This is a genomic window from Intrasporangium sp. (assembly GCF_032907665.1).
GTDB lineage: Bacteria > Actinomycetota > Actinomycetes > Actinomycetales > Dermatophilaceae > Intrasporangium.
The window spans coordinates 1-2737 of record NZ_JAJJPG010000130.1 but is presented as its reverse complement, the minus strand read 5'-3'; the positions used below and the strand labels follow the sequence as shown (position 1 = coordinate 2737).

General features: G+C 70.5%; 3 protein-coding genes and 1 riboswitch. Of the genes, 1 reads left to right on the top strand and 2 read right to left on the bottom strand.

Annotation, left to right across the window (positions count from 1 at the left end; genetic code table 11):
• Nucleotides 1–41 precede the first annotated feature (41 nt).
• Nucleotides 42–611, top strand: a complete 570-nt coding sequence (locus LOY02_RS15640) for a DUF3043 domain-containing protein (protein ID WP_317183292.1) — start codon at nt 42–44, stop codon at nt 609–611.
• 52 nt (nt 612–663) lie between these two features.
• Here the strand turns inward: LOY02_RS15640 and LOY02_RS15635 are convergent, their stop codons facing one another.
• Nucleotides 664–2064, bottom strand: a complete 1401-nt coding sequence (locus tag LOY02_RS15635) for a serine hydrolase domain-containing protein (protein ID WP_317183291.1) — start codon at nt 2062–2064, stop codon at nt 664–666.
• Nucleotides 2061–2276: a hypothetical protein gene (locus LOY02_RS15630; RefSeq protein ID WP_317183290.1), complete on the bottom strand. Its 216-nt coding sequence runs from the start codon at nt 2274–2276 to the stop codon at nt 2061–2063. The genes LOY02_RS15635 and LOY02_RS15630 overlap by 4 nt, the downstream gene beginning before the upstream one ends.
• 139 nt (nt 2277–2415) lie before the next feature.
• Nucleotides 2416–2573: riboswitch (cobalamin riboswitch) on the top strand.
• Nucleotides 2574–2737: the final 164 nt, after the last annotated feature.

Genomic DNA, 2737 nt, shown 5'->3' with positions numbered 1-2737 from the left:
CCGGCTCGGAGCACACCCGGTGAGCACATAGAGTTGTCCTCGTGTTCGGACGCAAGAAGACCCTCAACGAAGAGCTCGCGGACCAGCCGCCGCCGCGGCCGGGGGCGAAGAACCGCCCGACGCCGAAACGTCGCGAGCGGGAGGCCGCCAACCGTCGTCCCCTCATCGTCGACGACCGCAAGGCGGCCAAGGCGAGGGACAAGGTCGCCCGTCGCGAGGCGATGGCCAAGCAGCGCGCCGGCATGCTCACGGGAGACGATCGCTACCTTCCCGTACGCGACAAGGGCCCGCGCCGCCGCTTCATCCGCGACGCGGTCGACGCCCGGTGGAACATCGGCGAGTTCATGCTCCCCGTGATGCTCCTCGTGCTGCTGCTCAGCTTCATCCGGGAGAGCTGGGCGCTGATGTCGGTCTTCATCCTCGTCTACGGTCTGATCCTCGTGGCGATCATCGACGCCGTCCTCATGTGGCTGCGCACGAAGAAGAAGGTCATCGCGAAGTTCGGCCAGGCCGAGAAGGGCGACGCGTTCTACGCCGTCATGCGGGCCTTCCAGATGCGGCGCACGCGGATGCCGAAGCCGCTCGTCGATCGTGGCCAGCACCCATCCTGATCGACTGACCACCCGGTTTCCGGATGCCGCTGGGCCGGCGCAGCGCGCCCCGTCAGGGCACGAGGTCGGCGAAGGCGAGGGGAGCCCGCGTGACCGCGTAGGTGGCGAAGTACAGCTTGGCCACCGTGCCGTCCCCTGCGCGGACCACCTCGAGAACCTCCCCACGCTCGCGCCCCGCGACGGCCCGGAAGCGGTCCGGACCCTCGGCCACGAACCGGGTCTCCGAGAGCGGGTCCTCGGTGAGCCGGGACCAGAGCTCGCCGTCACGGACGAAGAAGACGATCGGCGACCCCTCCGACCACCATTGCCCCAGCAGCTCCGTCAGCTCGGGCCGGGGCTCCTCGGGCACCCAGGCCGGCTCGATGGACGGCTCGGCCTCGACGACGGCCTCGACGAGATCCGTGGCCAGCGCGAGCGGCTCGGCTCCTGACGTCGTGTTGGCGAAGACGATGGCGCCCACCCGCTCCGGGCGGCGGACGCGAAGCCCCGTCAGGTATCCGGGCATGGCACCACCGTGGCCGATGTAGACGCGGTCCCCACGGCGTCCCATGCCGAAGCCCAGCCCATAGGCGCCGGTCCACCCGTCGACGTCGGTCATGATGAGGGGCCGGCACATCTCGTCGATGGTCTCGGCGCTGACGACACGCTCGTCCGGGTCAGCGAGGTAGGCGGCATACCGAGCGAGATCGGACACGGTCGACCACAGCCCCCCGAGCGGGGCCGTTGCGTTGAGGGCGAAGAGCGGCTCCTCGCGCGCCGTGCCGGCGTAGGGGTCGATCTGGTAGCCGCGGGCGCGGTCGTCGGCCGGCTCCAGGCCGGTGCGGAGCATCCCCAGGGGGTCGAGGATCCGTTCCTTGACCACCGCCTCCCACTCCTGGCCGGTCACCCGCTCGATGACCTGCCCCAGCAGGCCGTAGGCGAGGTTCGAGTAGTGGAAGGCGTGGTGCGCCGGCAGGACCTGCTCCGCCTCCTCCACACCGGCGAGGAAGGCCTCGCGCTCAGGGGCGCTCAGGCTCTCCCAGATGTTGCCGATGGGCTCCCGCTGCAGTCCCGACGCGTGGGCGAGCAGCTGACGCAGCAGCAGCCCTGCGTGCCGCGTCCCCGGCAGGTGCGCGTCGAGTGGGTCGTCGAGGTTGAGCCGTCCCTCGTCACGGAGCGACATGACGGCCAGCGCGGTGAAGGTCTTGGTCACCGAGCCGATGAGGAACTGCGTCGAGTCGGTCGCCTGCACGGCGGGGGCCGGGCCGTCGCCGAGGCGTGCAGCGCCGACGTGCGTGGACCAGACGAGCTCCCCGTCGCGGACCACACCCACGCTGACACCGGGGCTGCGCCACCGACGCTGGGCCGAGGCCACCCGCACGCCGAGGTCGCGCTCCAGCGCGAGCGACAGCGGGGTAGCCGGCTCAGGCGATGCGCCGACTGTGCCCTCGGAAGCGGTCGAGCCGGCCCTCATTCCGCGGCCCGCAGGCTCATCGGGCCGTAGACGACATTGTCTCCGTGTCGCAGCGTGACCGCTTCGACGCCGGCCTCGAGCAGCTCGCGCCACGACTCGCCCAGGTAGTTCTCGGCATCGCTCTGCGTGGGAAAGCCCCGGGTCACGAGGGACGGGCCCTCCATCGTGTCGCCGTGTGCGTCGAAGTACAGCCAGGTCCAGTCCGCGCTCATGTCGGACACCCTAGTTGGCCAGCCGGACTCCCGCCGGGGCCTAGTCGCCGGGGTGTTTCGGGCGCTGCGTCGTGGGGCATCGGCGTTGTCCTCGAGCCCGGTGTTGCCAAGGTCACCCCGAGCCGGGCCAGGCCACGTTTGACGTGGCTTGCCCTCACGTGCCACGGTTCGACTACCCGATGGGCAATGGGGCAAGCCGGTGCGACTCCGGCGCTGACCCGCAACCGTGAACCGGAGAATCGAGTTCGTCGATTCCCCCGGCCAGCCGGAAAACCCGTGTCCGTTCGGCTCCTTTGTCAGTCTGTCGTGGAATGCGGACCGGAGACACCAGGCCTCAGGCACCCCACCTTGACCTCGGTGCCCCACCGCAAGGAGGTCAGTGTGTCCCTTGCCCATCGCGCCCCCATCCGGGTCGTCCTCGCCGCGCTGCTCGCAGCAGCCCTCACCGCCCTGACCCTGGC

What these genes read in the sequence shown, in the direction of transcription:
- LOY02_RS15635 (WP_317183291.1), bottom strand. Translation starts at nt 2,064, where the DNA reads ATGAGGGCCGGCTCGACCGCTTCCGAGGGCACAGTCGGCGCATCGCCT.
- LOY02_RS15630 (WP_317183290.1), bottom strand. Translation starts at nt 2,276, where the DNA reads ATGAGCGCGGACTGGACCTGGCTGTACTTCGACGCACACGGCGACACG.